Source organism: Sporosarcina sp. P34 (assembly GCF_002743375.1).
Taxonomy (GTDB): Bacteria; Bacillota; Bacilli; order Bacillales_A; family Planococcaceae; genus Sporosarcina.
Genome location: NZ_PDZC01000006.1, coordinates 41,176 through 61,426, shown reverse-complemented (window position 1 = coordinate 61,426; position 20,251 = coordinate 41,176). Strand labels below are relative to the sequence as shown.

Sequence of the window (20,251 nt, the reverse complement as noted above, 5' to 3'; positions counted from 1 at the left end):
TACCGTCATGTGTATCGATAGATAACATCTTACTATGTTATTCGACAAATTATTAACAATAGCCTTTTAATAGATGTTACAGCTATATTAAATATATAACGAATAGGAAGATATTGTATAAGCAAATAGTATCATTCAAAAATCTAGGGTCAAAATCCCCCTGACAGTAGAGTGGTTACCAGCTGGATATAAAACTCTTCGCTTCTATACCACTACTGCTTATTTCTACGGCTAATTCATTTCCGATTTCTTTCGGTACATGAAAGGCTGCATCACCTACTCCAAAATTAAGGATTTTCACCTATACTTATTTCCAGAAATATAAAAGCGCCAACCTCAATTATGAAGTTGGCACTTTTAAATATATTGGCTTACATATCCAAATACACAAATCCTTCACAAGTAAAACGTACATCTGTAGAAATATAATTTTTACCGCCTGTTTCTACATGTACGATCCCGCCTGGCTGGTGAATTTGCAAGGTCTGATTTTGATTTTCCTTTGACAAATGAACACCCAAGGCTAGAGATCCTGAACCGCAAGCTTGTTCAAAAAATCTGCTCCCGGTTTCCGTCACATAAACAAAAGGCCATATTTCATACTCGCTTTCCTTCAACTGCTTGTATGGAATGATACCGATTGCTTTATCTTCAATCTTATTGGTGACTGCTTCAATCAATTGATTAAACTGATCTTCAGTTGGCCAATAGTCTGTTATGAAATGAGTGATACCATCCAATTTTACGACATTTCCTGTAATACTCCGACCATTCAAATCAATCACTATCTCAGTCGTTGATAATGGAGGCGGCATTTCAGCTTTGGCGACAAAATGAGTGGGTGACTTTACAACGACTTCGCACTCAAGCGGAAAATCCGAACCTGATGTCTCTAACAGAAATGTACGATCTTTGGTGAGCCCTTTATAAGAGCAGTAGGCAGCAGCACTTAACACGGCATTACCGCAAAATTCCCCACCCGACATTTCCAACCTCAGTACGGCATCTTCAGTTTGTGGTTGCACTAAGAAACCCGCCTGTTCTGCATGCAGATGTTCATCGTCCATAATTCTACTAGCGATTTTCGCATAATGCGCAGGTACTACATAGTTAGTTATAAAAACGGTAGTGTTTTTTGATGGACTAGCCTTTACAAAATCCAGTTTCATCTTTAATTCTCCTCCCTTTCCACTCGCTGATTACTTCGAAATACGTGATGCGGTGTGTTGAAAACACACCGCATCACGTAATGTTTCCATGATTTTTTTACAGTACCATAGCCGCAACGACACCAAAGATGAGAAGCGGGATATTATAATGTAAAAATGTTGGTACACACGTATCCCAAATATGATGATGCTTTCCATCCGCATTCAACCCTGCTGTCGGCCCTAGCGTACTATCAGATGCCGGTGATCCTGCATCGCCAAGCGCGCCTGCAGTCCCAATTAAGGCAGCCGTTGCCATTGGAGAGAAACCAACAGCTATACAGATTGGCACGAACAAAGCTGCAATAATTGGAATGGTCCCGAATGATGAACCGATACCCATTGTAATTAATAATCCGATCAATAACATGACGGATGCAATAATCAGTTTGTTATCACCTAAAATTGCTGTAGCTGATTCCACTAAATCATTGACTGCACCTGTCTCTTTTAAAATAGTTGCATATCCGGAAGCAATCAACATAACAAATGCAATCATACCCATCATGCTAATCCCTTCATTGACAACTCTTTCTCCTTCATTAAAGGGAACGACTGTGAATATATACATTAACGCAATACCGGTAAGTGCTCCTAAAACAAGTGAACCTGTAGCTAATTGTACAATCAACGCGCCGATAATTGCTCCAATAGTGAGGACGTGACGTAAGTTGAATTTCAGTTCGATTTCTTCAGGTATTTCTTCCGCAACAATAACTCCCATGTCGCTATGCGGAAGTTCCCTTGGCTTGCGGTACGAGATGAAAACGGCAACTAGTAAACCTACAATCATACCAATTCCAGGAATCAGCATGGAATAGGTGACTGATAAAAGAGGGATCTCCATACCACTTGCTTTCATTTCTTCTGCAATGATTCCATGGAATATTAATCCAAACCCAGCCGGAATCATAATGTAAGGCGCTTTTAATCCAAATGTCAACGCACAAGCAACACCTCGACGGTCAATCTTCATCTTATCAAATAAATGAAGCAAAGGTGGAATTAAAATCGGGATAAATGCTATATGGATAGGAACCACGTTTTGTGAGAAACAAGCAACCCCTGCAATGGTTAGCAATAAAATTGATCGTTTTCCTCTTAAAACTTTCATCAATCTCTTCACGAGAAAGCCTGTAATTCCTGAAAAACTAATCATAACGGCGAACATTCCCAGCAAAATATAACTTAATGCGGTATTTGCTTGTCCACCCATTCCGGAGACTAGCATTGTTGTTGCTTCCGTCAGTGACAGACCTTCCATTAACCCAGCCACACCTGCTGCGATAATAATGGCAAACATTACGTTAACCCGCAGAAGACTCAACACAGACATGACGATAACTGAAATCACTACCGTACTAAACATAGATTCACCTCTTCCTTTTAAACTAGAATAGAATTTCGAACATTCAGTTATTCATGGGCGAAGAGGAAGGAAACTCTCCCTCTTAATTCCACTAGTATTCATGAAAACAGATCCAACCATTGTACCAAATACCATCTTACATCCTATTTATTTTTTTGTGTATGCATCGAAATGAAAATCACTATTTTTCAACCATTCACTCATTGCTTCAATATCTTTTGAAAATACGCGATCTTCTTCAATATATGACACGATACTTCTTCCATTTTCTAAAAACTCTCTTGTGGACGTCGACATCTTTTCTTTTCCACGAATCTCCACTGCTTGCATACTACAAATTGCTTCTATTGCTAGCACACGACGTGTATTTTTAATTACTTCATATGCATGACGAGATCCAATTGTGCCCATACTGACATGATCTTCTTGATTTGCTGATGAAGGAATCGAATCGACACTTGCTGGATGAGCAAATGTTTTATTTTCAGAAACAAGTGACGCTGCGACATATTGCATAATCATGGCACCAGATTGTAACCCTGGCTCCGGGCTTAAAAATGGCGGCAAATCATTTAATTGAGGATTTACTAAACGCTCAATTCGGCGTTCTGAGATATTTGCCAATTCTGCTATTGCAATTGCCAAGAAATCCATAGCAAAAGCAATTGGCTGTCCGTGGAAGTTGCCACCGGATAATACTTTTTCACCATTATCAAAAATGAGCGGATTATCTGTAGCTGCATTCATCTCAATCAGCAATTTTTCTTTTACATAATTCATTGCCTGCCACGTTGCTCCATGAACTTGAGGAATACATCTAATTGAATACGCATCTTGTACACGTATTTCTCCTTGCTTTGTCGTTAACTCACTGTCAACTAAAATATTCCGAATTCGTTCTGCTACTTCGACCTGCTCATTATAACCACGTGCAAGGTGGATATCTTCGTCAAACGCATCAATGATTCCGCGTAAACCTTCAATTGTCATGGAAGCAATGCGTTCTGTCTGATAAGCCAATTTTTCAGCTTCCAAATACGCAACGACTCCCATTGCAGTCATTGCCTGGGTTCCGTTAATAAGAGCTAGACCTTCTTTTGCCGTTAATACAATCGGCGTAATTCCCTCTTTCGTTAAAGCTTCCTTGGCAGGAGTTCTTTCCCCTTTATAAAACACTTCTCCTTCTCCGATTAAAACTAGCGCCAAGTGCGATAGCGGAGCCAAGTCACCACTTGCACCAAGGGATCCTTGCTGAGGAATGACGGGATGAATATGCGCATTTACTAAATCGAGCAATCTCTCAATTACGACAGGACGCACTCCTGAAAAACCTTTCAATAACGCGTTGGCACGAAGAAGAATCATCGCTCGTGAAACGATTTCTGGAAATGCTTCCCCTACACCACATGCATGGGAGCGGATTAAATTTAACTGCAAGGATTCTACATGATCTTTATCAATAAGCACATCACTGAATTTACCAAATCCTGTTGTAATACCATATACAATTCTTTCTTCATCTACGATTCTTTCTACTGCTTTTCGGCTTTCTTCAACCTTTTTCATGCTTTCTTCTGAGTATTTTACGTTGTCTCCATCGTAAAGTACGCTATGCACCTCTGTAAAATTAAGCGTTTGTCCATTTAATACGACCATCTTTTTTCTCTCCCTTCAATTCCGTTGCTCATGTAACATCGCAATAAAAGATCTATATTACAGAACTTGAATGCGCTTACAAATAATAGGTTCTATTCATTTGATCCTCACACCATTTTTAATACTATGTGAAATTTTCAAGTGCCTGAGTTAATCCTCAGGCACTCAGTCAAATGTGTAGTCCGATTTTATTATATTGCGTACATAATTTATACGAATCCTTTACTTACTACTCATATCGCTTTAGTTTGACGCGTTACCAACGACCTGAACGCCTTTTTTCCAAACCGACTGGACGTGGTTAACGCCGAATAAATATTGGAGTTCTTGATAATTTTTTGCGTCCCATAATACGACATCACCTTGCTTACCTACTTCTAATGAACCTACTTTGTCCTCGCTCTTAATCGCGCAGGCTGCGTTGTATGTCGCAGCTGTCAAAGCCTCTGCCGGTGTTAAACGCATAGAGATGCAAGCTAAGTTCATCACGAGTGGCATCGATGTCGTGGGGGAAGACCCTGGGTTACAGTCCGTCGAGATGGCCACAGGCACTCCTTCGTCGATCATACGTCTTCCAGCAGCGGCTTCTTCACGTAAATAGAGTGCTGTCGCCGGCAGAAGACAAGCAATTGTACCTGATTTAGCCATTGCTTGTATACCTTCTTCAGATGCTTTCAACAAGTGCTCAGCTGAAATGGCACCTACTTTAGCTGCAAGTTCTGCACCGCCATAGGACTCAATTTCATCTGCGTGAATTTTCGGAATTAATCCCACTTTCTTTCCGGCTTCCAACATTCTCTCGGATTGCTCCGGTGTGAATACACCTTTTTCACAGAATACGTCATTGAATACTGCTAGCTCTTCTTCTACTACTATCGGTAATACTGTTTCAATTAAATAATCAATGAATTCATCTTCTCGACCTTTATAATCAAGAGGAACAGCGTGCGCCCCCATGAATGTCGGAACCAAGTCAATCGGATGTGTTTCTTGAAGTTTTTTCATCACACGAAGTTGTTTTAATTCCGTTTCTAGATTCATTCCGTAACCACTTTTTCCTTCTACGGTAGTTACTCCATGAGCAAGGAACGAGTCAAGTCGGCGTGTTGATTGCTCGATTAACTCTGCCTCCGAAGCTTCTCTTGTCATTCGAGTCGTTGCATGGATACCGCCGCCAGCATTCATAATGTCCATGTAAGTGGCGCCTTGCAGTCGCATTTCAAATTCGTGCTCCCGACTCCCTCCATACACCACATGTGTATGAGGGTCCACTAAACCTGGAGTCACCAGTTTTCCAGATGCGTCTACAATTACTGCATCTTGCGCTCTTTCACCATACATACTTTCAAGCTCTTTTGTTGTTCCTACAGCTTGAATGATCCCGTCTTCAATCCATAGACTGCCATCTTCGATAATCCCAAGATCCGACATATCTTTTTTCGCTCGTGGACCTTGCTTCCCCGAGGCCAACGTGGCCAACTGGGAAGCGTATTTAATCCAAACTATATTTTTCAATTTATATCATTTCCTTTTTTAAGCATTGGGATATTAACGCCTTTTTCTAATGCTGTCTTTTCAGCAATTTCATATCCTGCATCTACATGACGTACGATTCCCATACCAGGATCCGTAGTTAACACACGCTCAATACGGGCAGCCGCTTCATCTGTTCCATCTGCAACAATGACAATTCCCGAGTGAACAGAATAACCCATTCCGACTCCACCGCCGTGATGCAGCGATACCCACGTTGCCCCACCAACCGCGTTGATCATTGCGTTTAAAATAGGCCAATCCGCCACAACGTCCGATCCGTCTTTCATCGCTTCCGTTTCACGGTTTGGCGAAGCAACTGAACCTGAATCCAAGTGATCACGGCCAATGACTATTGGAGCGCTTAACTCACCACTTGCTACCATATCATTAATGATTTTTCCGAAACGCGCACGTTCACCGTAACCGAACCAGCAAATGCGAGCAGGCAATCCTTGGAATTCAATTTTTTCTTTCGCCATGCGAATCCAGTTACATAAATGTTCGTTATAGCTAAATTCCTTCAAAATTACTTCATCCAATTTATAAATATCTTCCGGATCTCCCGATAATGCTACCCAACGGAATGGGCCTTTACCTTCGCAAAATTGAGGACGGATATATGCAGGAACAAATCCTGGGAAATCAAATGCATTTTCGACACCTTCGTCTTTTGCCACTTGACGAATATTGTTTCCATAATCAAATGTGATAGAACCTTTATTCATCAAATCAAGCATTGCTTGCACATGTTTCGCCATAGATGCTTTGGATAGTTGTACATATTTTTCCGGATCGCTTGATCGAAGCAAATCAGCATCTACCATAGACATGCCAGACGGGACATACCCATTCAACGGGTCGTGTGCTGATGTTTGGTCAGTCAGTATATCTGGAATAAAGTTGCGTTCAATCATTTCCGGTAAAATGTCAGATGCGTTACCTAATAACCCAATCGATAATGCTTTGCCATCTTTTTTCGCTTCTTCTGCGAGACGGATCGCTTCATCTAATGAATCCGTTTTCAAATCTGTGTAGCGTGTTTCGATTCGACGGTCGATACGCGTCTCATCCACTTCAATTGCGATACATACGCCACCAGCCATAGTCACTGCAAGCGGTTGCGCTCCACCCATTCCGCCAAGACCTGCTGTCACAGTAATAGTTCCTTGCAAATTGCTATTATAATGCTTTTTGCCAAGCTCTACGAATGTTTCATATGTTCCTTGTACGATTCCTTGTGAACCGATATAGATCCAACTTCCGGCAGTCATCTGACCGTACATCATGAGGCCTTTTTTATCGAGTTCATGGAAAGTTTCCCAATTGGCATATGCAGGAACAATATTTGAATTTGCTATAAGAACGCGCGGCGCATCTGCGTGTGATTTAAATATGGCGACGGGTTTACCAGACTGGACAAGTAATGTTTCATCGTTTTCAAGCTCTTTTAGCGATTTTACAATCGCGTCAAAACTTTCCCAGTTACGAGCCGCTTTTCCAATACCACCGTAGACTACAAGATTCTCCGGGTGTTCAGCCACTTCTGGATCCAAGTTATTCATCAACATTCGAAGTGCAGCTTCTTGAAGCCACCCTTTCGTATTTAACTCAGACCCTCTATATCGAATTACCTTTTCGTCAGCAATTGTTTTCATGATTAAACAACCTCCTTTTTTCTATACTTTTAGTATACACAAAAGATTCTGTTTACTATTTATTAAATAATGATAATTTTATAATCTATATACATTTTAATTTTTCGTCATCTTATTTTTTATAATGAGTTTCACTTTATCATTGTATATCAATCAACGTGTCGAATCTTGACTAAAAAAAGAACCATACCTATGTACAGTTCTTTCATACATTCGATTGAAAAGAAGAAGGAGTCCTGCCTTCAAGTTGTTTAAATTTCATCGTGAAATAACTTTGGTTGGAGTAGCCTGTTAACCCTGATATTTCTTCCAACGACAAACTCGTTTCCTTCAATAAACGTTTGGCTTCGCGAATCCTTACCTGATGCAGTGCATCTCTAAAGAATTGTCCGGACTCAGCGGAGAATCGTCGGCTGAGGGTACTTTTATTCAGCCTAAGTGTATCCGCACAATCCGTCAAATTCCACTGCGAATTCCAATAATTCGATTCCATCAACGTCTTTACTCTTTCTACGAGGGAACGTTCTTCTGTTTGAAATTGTACATCGCCATCTCCATGTGAAAGAAGCCTAGTAATAAAGGCAAGCAACTCCTGCACGATCTCGTGTATAACAGGTTTCTTGATAATCTGTTGAAATACTGCATGATAACAATCTTCCCACTCCATCGTTTGAATATTATATGACTTCATATATCGGCGTACTTGTGCCAGTACACTAGTCAAGCGGATCCGAACCATTTCAGGGTCGGGATAGGGTTCTCCATACGTGAAAAACTCTTGCTCCAGCCATTTCCGTATTTCTTTTGCATCCCGTTTTTCAAGCATTTCAATCCATTGCCTTTGCTCCAATGGTGTCAGGAATGGATCCAGATCAGACCAGTCGGTATATTGACTATTTGACAAAATGATATCATAACCATCAAAAAATACTTTTTCTTTTAATTGCTTTGTCTGTGCATACGTTTCTTTTAGCGTTTGAAACGCCGGTGGGTCATTGATGACAATCGCCAGTGACTCTCCCTTGTCACCTTTCCACCAAGCTAGAAATGCGTGATACTCTTCATGGAACAACTTCTTTTCTCCCTCACACTGTACACACAACACGCAATCCGCCAGCGCAAATAATTGTTGTTCCGTCGTGAATGGAAATCGATGCAACTCATCATATAAACGCGGCAAGCTATTTAAGTCAGGTGTTGATATGGCAATCATCGTAATCGGTTGGGTTGTCATCTTGTCCGTAAGAAAAAGATCCGAGTAGTCAATCATCATGGACTGATCTTCATTATATAGGTCATTACTATAACGATGTCTTTCACTTCTTACCTGGTAGCGAATTTGTTGAATATGTTTCACTAAGTCATCTGGTGAAAAGGGACGAAATAAGACATCTTCCGCTCGGTAACGAAGTCCACGGTAAGCGGTTTGAAAAATACGCTCCGATGAAATACCCAACCAGCGTACATGACTTTTTCTAAGCAACTCCCCGAAACTATCATCTTGTTGCACCCATGTGTCCATATCCAATAACAGCATGTCAGGAAACTCGTTCAAACCCTCTTTCACAAACTCTTCGATGGAATCCCATTTGAATAGCTCCATTCCGGTCATTTGAGATTCAACAAGCCAACGAATTCCTTCTGCTTCCAAATGATCCTTAGCCACTAAATGAATCCTCACGGCCTGTCCTCCTTTTATTATCGCCACAGTTCGGGCCCTGTTTTCTCTAACCCCTACAAACCCACGAAAATATTCTGGCATTAGGAATCGCTAGTACATAAAAACAATGTCTCCAATATCAACAAAAGATGCTCTCTCATTCTCAGCATCGATCAGTTGGATATGTCCCATCGTTTCTGGAAACGATGGCTAGTACACCAGTCGATAAAACGGGTGTACTTCCTCATCGTAGAGACCATCGACAGTTTCATATACAATTCCTGCATCGATTATCTATTCTACAAGCAAAAATTCTACTCCGCCAACACCAACATCGACTTTAAGATGAATAGCGGTATCTGTTTTCCCATATGCGTCATTTACATAGATACCTTCGCCCTTAGAAATGAAGCCTTTCGTTCCTATGCTACCGACTCCCTTGGAAACAGACAATTTAACTCCCGTCTCTTGAGGTAAATGAATTTTCGCATCGCCCACCCCAAGTTCAAATTCAGCATCAAAGCTTTCCTGCCAATCACCAGCTAAATTGATCGTCGTGTCACCCACACCTGCATCGACTGACAAATGGCTGAGTCGAATTTCAGACAAGTTTAGTTCCGCATCGGAGACACCCATTTCGACATCCAAATTAACAGGGATTTCATTAGTCAGTTGAACATTCCAGTTGTTTCTTTTCTTACCCAATGCAGAAAGCCCTTTCATTTTCTGCTCTATCTCTACGTGACCAATATCTCTTTTATTCTTATACATAACGGATGGGAACCACTTCTTTACGTTAGTATCAATATCACCGTCCACCCAGTTTGTTGCACCGCCCTCAATCAAAAGATTGCCAGCACCAAAATCGATATCGACATCCAGTGATTTCGCATCGTCCTTTTCAATAGACAACGCTCCGGAGACCCGATTCGTTTTCATCCAGTCATACACCCAAAAACCTGCCACCCCCAACAATGCTACACATATTACTATCAGTGTTTTCCGCATATTCACACCCCTTTACTCTATCATAAGCGAAACTTGATAAAATTGAGTCCATCAGATGACTGAACTATACATCAGTCTAAGGTCTGAGCGGTACAGTATATGGAGTTCTGATGATAATTATTTCGTTTGACAATAAAAAAATTACACCGAAACGCCCCAGACTAAGTCGGTGCGGATAGCTATAGATCATCATTGACTGACCTTTTAGTAAACTACCATTCCAAACAAAAAGAACGAGCGTTTTATGAATACGCTCGTCCTCCTTACCATTACAGTCATTTACTCCAGTGCTCAGCAATGAATTCATTGCGTCCTGAACGTGCACGGTTGTCTTTGTAATGTTCTTGTTCTTTTATATAATAATCTTGATGATATTCTTCTGCCCGATAGAATGTTTCTGCGGGGCGGATAGTTGTAACGATAGGTTTTGTGAAAATACCACTTGCAGCTAGGTCAGCTTTCGATTTTTTGGCAGCTTCCTGTTGCGCCTCTGTGTAATAAAAAATAGCGGTTGTGTATGATGAGCCGCGGTCGTGAAATTGACCTTCTGCGTCTGTCGGATCAATTTGTTGCCAGTATACTTCAAGCAACTTCTCATACGGGAATAAGGCAGGATCAAATGTGATTTCAACGACTTCCACATGACCGGATGTACCTTTTTTCACGTCTTCATACGTTGGATTATCCAGATGTCCGCCCATATATCCTGACACGACGTCTTGGACACCTGGCCATTCTTTAAACGGTTTCACCATGCACCAGAAACATCCTCCAGCAAATGCAGCCTTTTCAAAATTCTGTTCACCCATTGACAACATCTCCTTTTTTATGAATGCGCGTGCCCAAATCCACTTGTCTAGTAGAGGCGTACACAGCCTGTTTGTGATTTAAAAGTCCATCTTATACTATATCATTGACCGCCTCTTCGATGGTACTTTCACGAGGTTACTAGCAAAGCTTTTTCCTGCATCTTTCTATTTTCTTCTTCCGGTATACGAATGAATTTTACGATAATTGCACTCACTAGGTAGAGGGCACTGAAGATCCACACGACCCCTTCCGCTCCAACGAGCCCGATAAACGCTAAAGCGATAGCTGGTGCTACGAATGTTGATAAACCCGCTGAAAAATTCAACACGGACATTGCCGCACCTTTATCTTCACCCGCAACAGAAGGTACCAATGCGCCAATCGGAACATAGCCCGCTACCAAGCCACCCCAAATAAATCCGACAATGCTCGTCATAACGATGTTACCATTTGTAATCACCGGTATATAGAACAGAAGTGGCGTGAATATTGCACAGCCAACTCCACCAAACCAAATGATCGTGTTTTTCCAACCGAATTTGTCTCCAATGAAGCCGAACACTAAATTAAAGATAATATTTCCTAAGAAAAATGTTCCCCATAATTGCAGCCAAGCAGTTGTTTCAATGCCGTTCTGTGCCATATGCATGGGTAGGAAGACCGGGAATCCATAAACACTTAAGCTATTGATAACGCGGACAACCCCGCCCGCAGCAACTCTCGGATTTGATTTCAAAATGGTAATACCTTTCAATAATTCTTTGACTGCTTCTTTTTTGTTCGCTAGTTTTTTCTTTTCAAACTTGTCTTTATTGATAACTAAAGCTAAAACCGCACCTAGACTTACCCAGAAGATGGATGTCCACATTGTATTGATGTAACCGAGATATTGGATCGCAACACTTGAATACCACGCACCTAGTACCATCATTCCCGCACAAAATACAAACCAGAACCAACCAACGGCAGAACTCAATTTGTTTTGCGGTGTTTTATAAATGACCCACGTTAAGAAAGAATAAGCAAATAACGGATAACCAAAACCTTTAATGAAATATGTTAAAAGCATGATTGGGTAATTCATCGTAGAGAAACCGTATGTAATAAACCCTGCCGTACCGATAATATAGACGGCTAATCCGATGGCCATTGTACGTTTCGGGCCAAAAACATCCACACAGACGCCTGAAAACCAAGATGACAGTGCAATCGAGATTCCATACACTGTAAATATAGCAGCTGATTGCTGAATCGTTAATCCACTCTCAATTAAGAATGGGCTTAACCAACCGGCTTCAATTCCATCTCCCATCATAAACAACATCACACCAAAAAAACCCCAACCTAAGTTTTTCGTGATTCCAACTCTCTCCAACATATCAGTGCCCCCATTCATATTAGTTTTGTAATGTCTTTACAAAACAAAAAAACTCTCTGTGAAAAACAGAAAGAGTTGTTGGTATTCATCGCTAGTGCAATATAAATATGCATTCCTCTTTCTATCTCTCAAGCTACGCTTGCTGGATTTGGCACAATTATGTTGCCGAAGTTTCATAGGGCCAGTCCCTCAACTTCTCTCGATAGAAAAATAATATTAAATTAGTTGAATATAATAAAAACAGATCTACTGAACTCACTGTACAGAATAATTATCTTTAAGTCAACCAGTTATTGAAACTTTCTAAATATACTGCCATAGTATGATATACTAATTAGCAAAAGCATTTGTTTATATCAACTCTTTGAGTGAGCAATTTTCACTAAAATTGGAATAACGCGGATCCATACTTTGGGAAGACGCATTCCTTTACAATCAACGCAATTTCCAGAATGTAAATAACTACTTTATTTAGAAACTTCAGCGGTGTCAGGATTCCATATTATATTAAAAAATTATTCTAGTAGAAAGGACTTGTATAATGCAATCATATATTGATGTAGAAAATGGTATCGTCCCCTCGGTTTGTTCTCTGGATTGTCCAGACCAGTGTGGACTGTTGATTCATAAAGAAGATGGTAAAATCATTAAAATTGAAGGTGATCCCGAACATCCAATCACAAAAGGAAGTATTTGCAACAAAGTTCGGCATATGGCTGAACGGATTTACGATCAAAATCGGATTACTACTCCTTTGAAACGAATCGGGGAAAAAGGCGATGGGCAATTCGTTCCAATCAGTTGGCAAGAAGCCATTACAACTATTACAAATCAGTGGAAAAAATTAATTTCTGAAGAAGGCCCAGAATCAATTCTTCCCTACAGTTTCTATGCAAATATGGGGAAACTTAGTTCTAAGGGGATGGATCGCCGTTTCTTCAACCGTCTGGGTTCGAGTCAACTGGATCGAACCATTTGTTCAGTCGCTGGTGAAGCCGGCTACAATTACACGATGGGCGGGCGTTATGGAACAGATCCAGAAGAGATGAAGGATACGAAATTATTTATTTTTTGGGGCATCAACGCCGTCAGTACGAATATGCACCAAATTATGATTGCGCAAAAGGCGAAAAAGAGCGGCGCGAAAGTTATCGTCATTGACGTCCATAAAAACCAAACTGGGCGCATGGCTGACTGGTTCATTCCCATTCTTCCGGGAACTGACGGAGCGCTTGCACTCGGAATTATGCATATTCTTTATAAAGAAAAGCTAGTCAATCAAGCATTTTTGGAGCAATATACAATCGGCCATGAAGCGCTCGGCGAACATGTAAAATACTACGATCCCCAAATGGTTTCCACCATCACAGGTGTGCCGGAGGAAGATATCTATGAACTAGCACGGATGTATGGGACTGTCTCCCCTTCCATGATTCGCATTGGCAATGGGTTGCAGCATCATGATAATGGCGGAATGATAGTCCGGACTATCTCTTGCTTGCCTGCATTGACAGGGCAGTGGGAATTAAAGGGCGGAGGGGCGGTTAAATCAAATTCAGACTATTTGACACATAATATCGCTGCACTAGAACGTCCGGAACTTCAGAAGAAGCCAACGCGTAAATTCAATATGAATTTATTGGGACAAGTATTACTGGAGGAACAACAGCCGGTTCGCTCTTTGTATGTCTATAATAGCAACCCCGCTGTTGTCGCACCGGATGCCAATAAAGTACAGGATGGCTTGGCACGTAAGGACTTGTTTACAGTGGTTCATGATTTGTTCTTGACGGACACTGCGTTGTTTGCCGATATTGTTCTACCGGCGACATCCGCATTTGAAAACACCGACTTCTATACGTCTTTCTGGCATCACTATATTCATTTGCAAGAACCAGTTATTGAGACCTACGGGGAGAGTAAATCCAACCCTGACGTTTTTAGACTGTTAGCGCAAGCTATGGGCTTTGATGAGCAACCTTTCTCAGATAATGATGCCGAAATGATCAACCAAGCGTTAAGCGATTTGTCCAACCCTCATTTATCTGAAGTGTCATTTGCTGCATTGAAGGATAAACGCTTTATGAAAGCGAGCGATACACGCATTGCATTGAACCATTTAAAAACGCCAAGTGGAAAAATCGAATTGTATTCAGAACAAATGCAATCGGCAGGATTACCGGCTCTTCCTACGTATATTCCGATTATTCAAGACTCTGATTTTCCATTACTGTATGTACCTGCAATTAACCATAATTTTATGAATACCATTTTTTCAAACAATGAAAAACATCTTAAGCTTGAAAAAGAACCTACCTTGTTTATGAATCAGCATGATGCGACAGAGCGGGGAATCGAGGACAAAGCGATTGTTCGTATATGGAACGAGCGCGGAGAATGTGAATTTATTGTTTCTGTCGGCGAACAAGTACTTCCGGGGGTTGTTGTCAGTCAAGGGATTTGGGGAAATAATTCTGATCAAAAACACCTTGTGAACGCCTTAACACCCGATCGAATTGCCGACATGGGCGGTGGAGCTACATTTTTCTCAGGGCGTGTTGAAGTCGAGAGTTTATAACTAGACAAAACTGATCAGAATTCCTACCGCATGAATGGAAGCCTCCGTTTGACTAAAACAAGTGGCTCACCTTATTCTAATACTGATTTAACAATGCCCGTTTAAAAGATACACTTTTCATAGAATCTGACGTTTTGCTGTTTCGACGATTGGATAAACGCTCATCTGTATGCTGTGTTTACTGACTTGTCATCTAAACAGGCATGTAATTAATTAAAATATTTTATAAAAAAAGTTCTATATTACTACCTTTTTGACCATGTTCCAAGTTTACCTCATTCAAGACAGCATGCTAAAATAAATTGAATTTAATTCCAAAGAGGAAGTGTGAAACTCAAGAGAAGTCCGATATTAGCTATACCATCATCACGTTACACTGTATTTGATTCAAAGAAATCGAACTAGTAAAGAGGTGTTCTAAGTTGATAGCGGAAAATAAAGAACAGACTATATTTAATCATTTAGGAAAGAGAATCATAACGGACCGTGACATTGAAATTATTGCAAAAGTCGAAGAACCATTAGTCGTCGTCTTAGGCAATATGTTGAGTGACGAAGAATGTGATGAACTGATCCGACTCTCAACAGACAAGATGAAACGATCCAAAATTGGCACAGCCCATGTGAAAAGCGAGATTAGAACAAGCAGCAGTATGTTTCTTGAAGAACGGGACAACCCAATTGTTATGAACATCGAAAAACGGATTGAAACAGTTATGAACATTCCTATCGAACACGGCGAAAGGCTCCAGATTCTTCATTATCTGCCAGGACAGCAATATAAAGCGCACCATGACTTTTTCTCAGAGTCTAGCAACGTTACAAACAATCGAATCAGCACGCTCGTCATGTACTTGAACGATGTCGAACAGGGTGGCGAAACGTTCTTTCCCCATCTGAAACTGTCCGTCACGCCTCAAAAAGGAATGGCCGTTTATTTCGAGTATTTCTATAGCGATCCGTTGTTGAACGACTTGACGTTGCACGGTGGCGCACCGATAGAAATCGGAGAGAAATTTGTAGCGACGCAGTGGATGAGGAAGCAGAGGGTACGATGAGGAATTTGGTTATAGTTGATTAGTCAGTGCCTACACAAAGATTTTTCACAATACTCTGAACGGTGACTGTATTTATAAATTTCCCTATTGCAACAAGCGGTCGGCTGTCATTATGAGCTGAACGCTTGTTTGATTCAAGATATCTACTGAGTGAAACGAACGTGCAATTTTCAGCACTTCTGTTAATGAGGACATGCATTATTGTATTTTACACATGATAACTAAAAAAACGCCAACCCCTAAATGTTAGGAGTTGACACTTTTTAATTAGGACAGCTGTCTTACATCATGCCGCCCATGTAATACCTTTGAAAACATGTACAAATGCAGGTTAAAAAATTCTATTAAATCAATGTTTACAATTTTTAAGGCAAAGGGATATATAAATTTACCCTTAAACATGAACAAGTAGTTATACAACATAACGTTTAAAACGGGAAACATTTTTGCTTCCAGAGTAGGTACTTTTTCTGATCCTGCAATATACGATCTACATTACGACTTATACAGATTCTTCGCTTGAATGGACTTTCCGCATAAAGGCATTCACATCCGCTGGTACTTTACCGTCTAGTAAGGAAACAATATACACTGTTAAGAAGCCGACTGGCACGGTAATGATACCTGGCACTCTAAATTGTAAAGCCTCAGGTAAAATGGAAGAAAAGAAAATCATAAACATAGAAACTGCAAAACCAACAATCAGTCCCGCAATTGCCCCCTTTTCAGTAATCCCACGCCACCAAATGCCTAATACGAATATAGGTGCAAATGTGCTTGCCCCGACTGTAAAGGCGAGCGCGACAAGATGGCCAATGGAGGCATCTTTGACGAATAAACCGAGAACTCCATAAAAAACACCAAGAAAAACAATCGCTAATTTTGCAGCGACTACTCGATTTTTCTCTGTTAATTCCTTTTTCGTGAATTTGGCATATAAATCGTGAGCAATTGCTCCTGAACTTGCAATAAATAATCCAGATAGGTTTGAGAAAACTGCGGCAAATGCGCCGGCAATTACAAATCCAAGCAACCATTTACCACCTAAAGCAGTTGCAATAGATGGTATCACCATATTATCTCCGCCGGTAATCAGGTTCTGCATGACTTCAGGACTGGCATTTCCACTTAAATAGATGGCTCTTCCGACAACGCCAAGGTAAATGGCACAGGCGAAAAATAAACTAGCAATCCCAATCGCTAATACTGCCGACTTTCGGGCAGACTTAGCATCTGGATTTGTGTAAAAACGCAGTAAAATATGTGGAAGCCCAAGTGTACCTAGTGAAAGCCCGATTAACATAGATGCAGAGTGCCAAAAGTTTGGATTGAATGCACCAGTTTTTGACCATGTTTCTCCGTTAAATACGACATCTTTTCCATCCGTCGTATATGCGCCCGTGTTCAGTACCGTACCACTAAATTCACTGATTACGGATAGAATTCTCTCGTAATGGAAACCTCCATAAATAGCGGCGGCTACCATGACGATAAAGGCTATAAAACGAATCCAAAGCTCCAACGCTTGATTAATGGTTGTTCCCTTCATCCCACCAATTCCAACGTAGAATATCATGACAACACTTGTAAAGATGATGCCAAATTCATAGGAAGTTCCGAAAAACATGCTCAAAATCTGAGCAGCGCCGAGTAACTGGGGTGCTGCATAAAATCCTGAAATAGCAAGCACTACAATTACAGCCACAATTCTAGCTCTTTTACTATGAAAGCGGTAGGCAACAAAGTCTGCAACTGTGAAGGCACCGAACCGGCGTAAAGGTCCCGCTATGAAAAGTGCCAAAAGCGTTAAACCAATTGTAAAGCTAAAGGTATAAAAAGCCCCATCATAACCGATTGCAAAGGTAAGTCCTGCTAGTCCTAAAAACGTTGCAGCACTTAGATAGTCCCCGCCAATCGCTGAACCATTTGTAAACCATCCGAAATTACGTCCGCCTACAAAGAAGTCACTGGCACTTTCATTTCTTTTTGATAAATACGTAATATAGACAATTGTCCCCAATAATAAGATCGTAAAGAGGTATTTTGGATCTAATAACGCTTGCATCATAGCAACGTCTCCTCCTTACTTTCTACAAAACTTGCTTGTACACTTGCCGTTTCCCCCTTTTTCTTCACTTGGCTTTTTTGTTCACTTACCATGTTCTCTTTCTTCTCCATACGGCTCATTTCTAGACTTTTTCTTTCCCATCTTTCATAAAGCTTCGTGTGTAGATAAGCAATAATAAATGCCATCGCCATCGCGACAATTGTCGTTAAAAACCAGCTAGTAGACATTCCCCCAAACATCTTTGCAAAAGCCCAATCTGGTTTAAACCAGTTGATTGCTGGAACAGAAAAAATAAATATAAAGTAAACAATTGCTAGTGATAATCCAGTTGATAATTCGGTTCTAATGCTATAACTTGTTTTCTTATCCAACTTAGGTAATTTTTTTATATCAACCGTTTCACATGGCTCGTCTGTCATGACATACTTTTTCTCTTCCAATTGTATACACCCCTTCATTTTCAAGACTTATCAATGAACTTAGTTTGGTGCAAAACAGCATGAATACTAACTGGTTAGTTATTTTTATCAACAAGAAAACTCTTTGCATTAAAATAGTTTAAAATTGTTTGATCCTTGCATCTATTTCTCTAGGTGATTTTCTCAATAATACCCGCATTCCAAAAGCTTACAAACAAACTACTTTATGATTTATCGACGCGTAAAGTAATCCATTCCCCCAAAACCTTAGTTACTTCTAAATCAACCCTCCCTTTGAATTCAATTCCAAAGATCATAGCATCTCCTTTTTCTCCATTGATAAAATGGATTTCTTGCCATTTTATCTAAAGTGCTATTAGCTCCGTTGCCAGTATATGATAACTTTCCCTGAAAAATTAACCGTCGCATTAATTTTTTCAGTTCCTTACTTCCACCCTTTTCTGTACTAGTCATTCCGATTTCCTGTTCCTCCCATACTGTTCATCCACATATAATAGTCAGTATTTTCTCATTATATAGATTACTTTAATCCCAGTCAAGTCATTTTTAATTAATCATAATCCATTTCCTCTGAACTACTGCCACTTTCACTATGTTAAAAAGAAGAGATTCTCAAGAACACCAGCGTTACAGCCAGTTATGCATTAGGCGATATTCGATTTACTTTAACAGGGACATCACGGCTTTTCCGTCTTTCATTATTTTTCTTGACGCCCTATTCCGGTTCTTGCAGTATCTCTGTGCGTAACTGTTTAAGCGGAAATTCCAGATGATCCTAAACATTTTCTCATAAAAAGGCCTCTCAAAAGTTTTGTCGACTAATGAGAAGCCTTCGGTCATGATTAAATATACTTATTTGCTATCAAACGGACAGTGAAATGATATTGTATGACACAAAACCCCATTAAAAAATGGTTTTTTGCTATCTTACATCATGCCGCCCATAGAGTCCGGGCTATTACACATGTATACCGGATAGTATAGATCGCTATATATCAACGTTTTGAAGTGTTTTATTCAAATTAATTATATCAACTTATACTGGTTTTTATAAGTTTCGGCATCAATCAGGGCATCAAATATGACCTTGTGACATCAGAAACAGATGGCTGGAAGTTTTAAATTTCGCTGTCTGTTTTCTTGATTTCAATTTTTTTAGAAAACCCGATCTTTTCAATCCAGTCTTCATCGCTTCCGTTTGTAAGATACGATACTCCCACCATTTTTACGGACTTCATTATAATACTTCTCCATATACTTACCAACTTCTTTTTTATGGAACAGCCACTTGCTCCCTAGGCGTATCTTCGGAAATTCTTCATCGTATAAAAGGTGGGTTACAATCGTATTCCAAGACATGTTTAAATATGTAGATAGTTGCTTTGAATTCATGAAAAATACTTCTGATTCAAGTTCTTGTAAATGCTCATCTATTATCTGAAGGTAAAGCTCTTTTAGCTTTTCTTGATCAACTTCTATGTTAATCATTTTTTTCGCCCACCCATTCATTCAGCCACTCTATTTCCTCCTGTGACAAGCTCTGCTCTTCTTCTGTTTCTCCTTCTATTACATGGTGCCAATTCGATTCTTCCCATTCTAAGTGGGTTTCCCACTCACGCATAGTTTTTAATGCTTTTTCAGTTTCTAATTGCTGTCTAGTTTTGAAGGGAATTATGTTCGCCATGTTCGCCACCTCTTCCGATCTGATATGTTCCTTCTATAGTAAAGGTTTCAATCGAAAGAATCAAAAAAGCTCACACTGTTATATTGTGGGCAATATTGTTATTACATCGTACCTTAAAGGCTTTGATTTCAGTCTTGTTTCTT

At 40.2% G+C, this 20,251-nt stretch carries 15 protein-coding genes and 1 riboswitch; of the genes, 2 read left to right on the top strand and 13 right to left on the bottom strand.

The genetic code is table 11. The features are described from left to right. Window positions 1-371: 371 nt before the first annotated feature. The 9 genes from CSV63_RS10345 to CSV63_RS10305 all read right to left on the bottom strand — a co-directional run bounded on the left by CSV63_RS10345 (window position 372) and on the right by CSV63_RS10305 (window position 12,280). Window positions 372-1,169 (bottom strand): histidine racemase CntK family protein, encoded by a 798-nt coding sequence (locus CSV63_RS10345; RefSeq protein WP_085427290.1) that lies wholly within the window; start codon window positions 1,167-1,169, stop codon window positions 372-374. A gap of 97 nt (window positions 1,170-1,266) precedes the next feature. Then, entirely contained in the window at window positions 1,267-2,577 is a 1,311-nt protein-coding gene (locus CSV63_RS10340) for a Na+/H+ antiporter family protein (RefSeq protein WP_099695719.1), read from the bottom strand. Window positions 2,578-2,724: 147 nt separating this feature from the next. Further along, a complete protein-coding gene (hutH, locus tag CSV63_RS10335; protein ID WP_085427292.1) occupies window positions 2,725-4,233 on the bottom strand; it encodes a histidine ammonia-lyase in 1,509 nt (502 codons plus the stop codon). A 243-nt stretch (window positions 4,234-4,476) separates the two neighbouring features. After that, the gene (gene hutI, locus CSV63_RS10330) at window positions 4,477-5,748 is read right to left on the bottom strand and encodes an imidazolonepropionase (protein WP_099695718.1); all 1,272 of its coding nucleotides are present in this window, start codon (window positions 5,746-5,748) and stop codon (window positions 4,477-4,479) included. Then, a complete protein-coding gene (gene hutU / locus CSV63_RS10325) occupies window positions 5,745-7,424 on the bottom strand; it encodes a urocanate hydratase (RefSeq protein ID WP_099695717.1) in 1,680 nt (559 codons plus the stop codon). The genes hutI and hutU overlap by 4 nt, the downstream gene beginning before the upstream one ends. Window positions 7,425-7,629: 205 nt before the next feature. Continuing rightward, window positions 7,630-9,105, bottom strand: coding sequence for a helix-turn-helix domain-containing protein (locus tag CSV63_RS10320; RefSeq protein ID WP_099695716.1), 1,476 nt, complete (start codon window positions 9,103-9,105; stop codon window positions 7,630-7,632). Window positions 9,106-9,378: 273 nt separating this feature from the next. Further along, a complete protein-coding gene (locus tag CSV63_RS10315) occupies window positions 9,379-10,092 on the bottom strand; it encodes a toast rack family protein (RefSeq protein ID WP_099695715.1) in 714 nt (237 codons plus the stop codon). Between the two features lie 275 nt (window positions 10,093-10,367). Further along, a complete protein-coding gene (gene msrA / locus CSV63_RS10310; protein ID WP_099695714.1) occupies window positions 10,368-10,901 on the bottom strand; it encodes a peptide-methionine (S)-S-oxide reductase MsrA in 534 nt (177 codons plus the stop codon). A 128-nt stretch (window positions 10,902-11,029) separates the two neighbouring features. Then, window positions 11,030-12,280, bottom strand: coding sequence for an MFS transporter (locus CSV63_RS10305; protein WP_099695713.1), 1,251 nt, complete (start codon window positions 12,278-12,280; stop codon window positions 11,030-11,032). 118 nt (window positions 12,281-12,398) lie between these two features. Further along, window positions 12,399-12,489, bottom strand: a riboswitch (SAM riboswitch). 332 nt (window positions 12,490-12,821) lie between these two features. Between CSV63_RS10305 and CSV63_RS10300 the strand changes: the two genes are divergently transcribed. Beyond that, window positions 12,822-14,858 carry a molybdopterin oxidoreductase family protein gene (locus CSV63_RS10300; protein ID WP_099695712.1) on the top strand — a complete coding sequence of 679 codons (2,037 nt, stop codon included), beginning with the start codon at window positions 12,822-12,824 and terminating at the stop codon, window positions 14,856-14,858. A gap of 422 nt (window positions 14,859-15,280) precedes the next feature. Continuing rightward, window positions 15,281-15,916 carry a 2OG-Fe(II) oxygenase gene (locus tag CSV63_RS10295; RefSeq protein WP_099695711.1) on the top strand — a complete coding sequence of 212 codons (636 nt, stop codon included), beginning with the start codon at window positions 15,281-15,283 and terminating at the stop codon, window positions 15,914-15,916. Window positions 15,917-16,418: 502 nt separating this feature from the next. Here CSV63_RS10295 and CSV63_RS10290 read toward each other — a convergent pair. The 4 genes from CSV63_RS10290 to CSV63_RS10275 all read right to left on the bottom strand — a co-directional run bounded on the left by CSV63_RS10290 (window position 16,419) and on the right by CSV63_RS10275 (window position 20,108). Further along, a complete protein-coding gene (locus CSV63_RS10290) occupies window positions 16,419-17,984 on the bottom strand; it encodes a sodium/solute symporter (RefSeq protein WP_099695710.1) in 1,566 nt (521 codons plus the stop codon). Beyond that, complete coding sequence (locus CSV63_RS16775; protein WP_233189572.1) at window positions 17,981-18,424, bottom strand: hypothetical protein; 444 nt, start codon at window positions 18,422-18,424, stop codon at window positions 17,981-17,983. Before CSV63_RS16775 ends, CSV63_RS10290 begins: the two co-directional genes overlap by 4 nt. A gap of 1,185 nt (window positions 18,425-19,609) precedes the next feature. Next, a complete protein-coding gene (locus CSV63_RS10280; protein ID WP_099636582.1) occupies window positions 19,610-19,912 on the bottom strand; it encodes a MerR family transcriptional regulator in 303 nt (100 codons plus the stop codon). Continuing rightward, window positions 19,905-20,108: a hypothetical protein gene (locus CSV63_RS10275; RefSeq protein WP_099636583.1), complete on the bottom strand. Its 204-nt coding sequence runs from the start codon at window positions 20,106-20,108 to the stop codon at window positions 19,905-19,907. The genes CSV63_RS10280 and CSV63_RS10275 overlap by 8 nt, the downstream gene beginning before the upstream one ends. Window positions 20,109-20,251 lie beyond the last annotated feature (143 nt).